At 70.5% G+C, this 3,270-nt stretch carries 2 protein-coding genes; both read left to right on the plus strand.

The genetic code is table 11. From position 1 onward, the window contains the following. A partial coding sequence (locus AC1DVT_RS18970) for a BREX-2 system ATPase PglY family protein (RefSeq protein WP_477390811.1) occupies positions 1 to 1,078 on the plus strand: 1,078 nt, incomplete at its 5' end. Beyond that, positions 1,075 to 3,270, plus strand: a 2,196-nt coding sequence (pglZ, locus tag AC1DVT_RS18975) for a BREX-2 system phosphatase PglZ (protein WP_477390813.1), incomplete at its 3' end; no start/stop codon positions are given. The genes AC1DVT_RS18970 and pglZ, both read left to right, overlap by 4 nt.

Consider the following 3,270-nt stretch of genomic DNA (forward strand, 5'->3'; position numbering starts at 1 on the left):
GATTCAGGAAGCCGTCGCACTGGCGACCCAGACCGTCGAGGCCGGCGGTCGTCGGCAGGGCCTCAGCACCCCGGAGCAGCGCCTCGCCCAGGACGTCATCACCCCGCTCGGTCTCGGAGCCCTCAACGAGAACGTGCTCGTCGTCGATGGTGCCCACTTTCGCTGGCTTCAGCCCCTCGCACGCTGGGAGGGTGAGCTCGGCACCGCCACGACGGTCGGATCACTGCGCGCGAAGCTCGCGCCGTGGGGCATGACTAAGGCGATGGAGGACGCCGTCCTCATCACATGGGCGCTCATCGACAATCGCGAGTTCGCTGGTATGGGTCCGGCTCCGCGCGTGGGCGAGCTGCTGGACGGCGCCGTGCCGCGCCGCGCCAGCCTGCCGAGCGAGCCGGACTGGGCTCGTGCGAAGGAGCGCGCGGGGAGTGTATTCGGCGTCGCGCCCGAGGCGAACCTCACCTCGAGGTCCGTCGCGCGGTTCGCTGGAGCCGTCCGAACGCAAGCATCGAGCAGCCGCGTTGGCGACCTCGTTGCACAGCTCGACGAACACGCTGTGGTCCTCGGCATCGACCCGCAGAGTCCCGCTGGCCGCCTCGCCACCGCGCGCCGCGTGCACGAACTGGTGAAAGCCGTTGAAGCAACGCGGGACGACAAGACCCTCGTCGAGACCATCGTGACGTTCGATCTCGCGGAGGAGCTCACGCCGTACGGGAGCGCGCATGCCAGTGCCGAACGACTCGCCACCGAGCTGCGCGGGCTCGACTGGGGAATGGTCGACGCGGCGCTCGCGCGCAACGACGGCGGGTTCGAGGCCGCGCTCGCCGAGCTGCGCAAGGCGGCGGCACTCGAGGAGTCGGTGATCCATCTCGAGCCCCCTTTAAAGGCGGTCGCGGCGAAGGCGCGAGCGATCGTCATCGTGCCGCCGCCTCCGCCGCCGCGCCCGCCGCGCCCGCCTCACACGCGAAAAGCAGCCGTCGCTGATCTCGACGAAGTCCTTCGGGAGCTTCAGGTGGAGATGGAGGAGGAAGCGGGCGACGACGGGAGCATCACGATCACCTGGCAGGTCGATCAGCCGTGACCGCCCCCGTCGCAACCGAGGCCGCACTCCGCGTGCTGCTCGCTGACTGGCTGAGCCGGTCGGGGCACTCGCGGACGATCCTCGTGCGCGCGCAGCCGAACTGGTCGGGGCAGCCAGAGCTGGTGATCGGCGAGGATCGCGTGCGGGTCGCCGAGGGTGTCTCCGGACTCGCAGCGCTCGATGCGATGCGGTCAGCTCGCGAAGACGAGTTCCTTGCCGTTCTCACCCAACTCGAGGTGGCGCAGCTGGGCAGCGCGGTCGTGCTCGACGCCGAGCGCCAGCGGGTGTTCGATCTCGACGAGTGGAGCGGCATCCCGGCACTATTCGGCTCGCGCGCAACGATGGTCCCGCGGCCCGTGCGCGAACTGGGGCCATGGGTGCCGAAGCTGCTCGCCACGCTCAGGCGCGACAAGGGCTACGCCCCGGCGCCGGGCGGCGTTGTCTCCGCCGAGCACGTCGTCCGGTCGATGCTGGTCGCGCTACTCGGACTCGACAGCCCCGACCGTCTCGACCTCGCTGACGCGCTCACTCCGCTCGACCACCCCGGCGTGCGCGCACAGCTCGCCGAACTCGACTCGGACGCGCGCAACGGACTGCTGCGGGTGACCGGCCAATACGTTGAGCCGCACCTCGCGATGGCGCTGCGTGCCGCCTCCGCGCCGGGCAAGGTCTCTGCGGTCGCCGTCGGTCTCGTTGTCGGTGAGCTCTGGGGGAGCGGCGCCGTCGCTCCGGACGCGGCTACGGCGGCGGCACGGGTGAGGGTCGAGCAGTACGTCGGTCCGTCGCCGAGTTTCACCGCCGCGCAGCGTTACGGCTCGGCCGCGCAGCTCATCACCCGCCGCTGGCACGCAGCCGGAGACCTTCACGCGCGTGATGCGTTCGACCAGGCCGAAGCGATCTGCGCCGACATCGCGTGGAGCCAGGGGGCCCAGGCGTCCGCCTTCCTCCCCGCCGGACTGCGCGCTCGGGTCTCGACCTTCGCTCGCACCGTCACCACAGCCGCGGCATCCCCCTCGGAGAGCTCAGCTCGCGACGCGGATGCGGCGCTCGAGGCGGTCGAGGCGCATGGCGCGCGTGCGACCTTCGAGCGCTCCCTGCCGAAGGCGCGGATGGCCGCGCGTCTCCTGCGTTGGCTGAGCAGTCCGGCTGTTGCGGACCCGGGGCTGCCGCGCGCGATCGCCGTCTACGCCACCGACGGTGCCTGGGCAGAGCGCGCACTCGGTGACATCTGGGATGGCGACACCGACCTCGAACTCGCCCACGCGTATCGCTCCCTCGCCCACGCGGTGCAGGTCATTCGCCGCCGAGATGACGCTGCCGCCGGGGCATCCCTCTCCGGAGCAGCCGGTGTCGGGGGCGGGATCGTCCCTGTCGAGGACATGCTCTCGAGGCTGGTCGTGCCGCTCTCGGCGGACGAGCACGTGCTGCTGATTGTGCTCGACGGGATGAGCGTGCCGACCGCGATCGAACTCGCCGCCGAACTCGACTCTGCCGGCTGGACCGAGCTCGTCCGCGAGGGCTCCAGGCATCGCGACATCGCCCTCGCGGCGCTGCCGACCGTCACCACCTACTCGCGCACGTCGCTGTTCGCGGGCGAGCTCCTCGCGGGCAATCAGYAGACCGAGAAGTCGCGCTTCGCTGCCGCCGTCAACGGAGTCGTCTTCCACAAGGACGACCTCCGGTCCGACGCCGGGTATGCGCTTCCACCCACAGCCACCGCAGCGATCGCCGATCGCAGCAACCGAATCATCGGTGTTGTGCTCAACACGATCGACGATGCGCTGTCTGGCGCGGATGTCGACGCCCTGCACTGGTCGTTACGCGACGTCGCCAAACTCGAGGCGCTGCTCGACGCAGCTGCGGCCGCGGGGCGCATCGTGATCCTCACCTCCGACCACGGACACATCGTCGAGCGAGGAACCGAGTTGCGGAACATGCTCGAGTTCTCGGCGCGCTGGCGAGTGCCCAACGCGGGAGCCCTGCAAACAGACGAGGTGCTGGTGAGCGGTCCTCGCGTGCTCGCTCCCGGCGGTAGCGCGGTGCTCGCGGTTTCTGACGGCATCCGCTACTCCGCCAAGAAGCCCGGCTACCACGGCGGCGCATCGCTCGCCGAGCTCAGCATCCCGATCCTCGTTCTGAAGCCGCGCGGCGCCGCCGACCCGCACGGGTGGGTGGAAGCTCCCCCGCAGGAG

Source organism: Microbacterium sp. P2_F9, assembly GCF_056403635.1.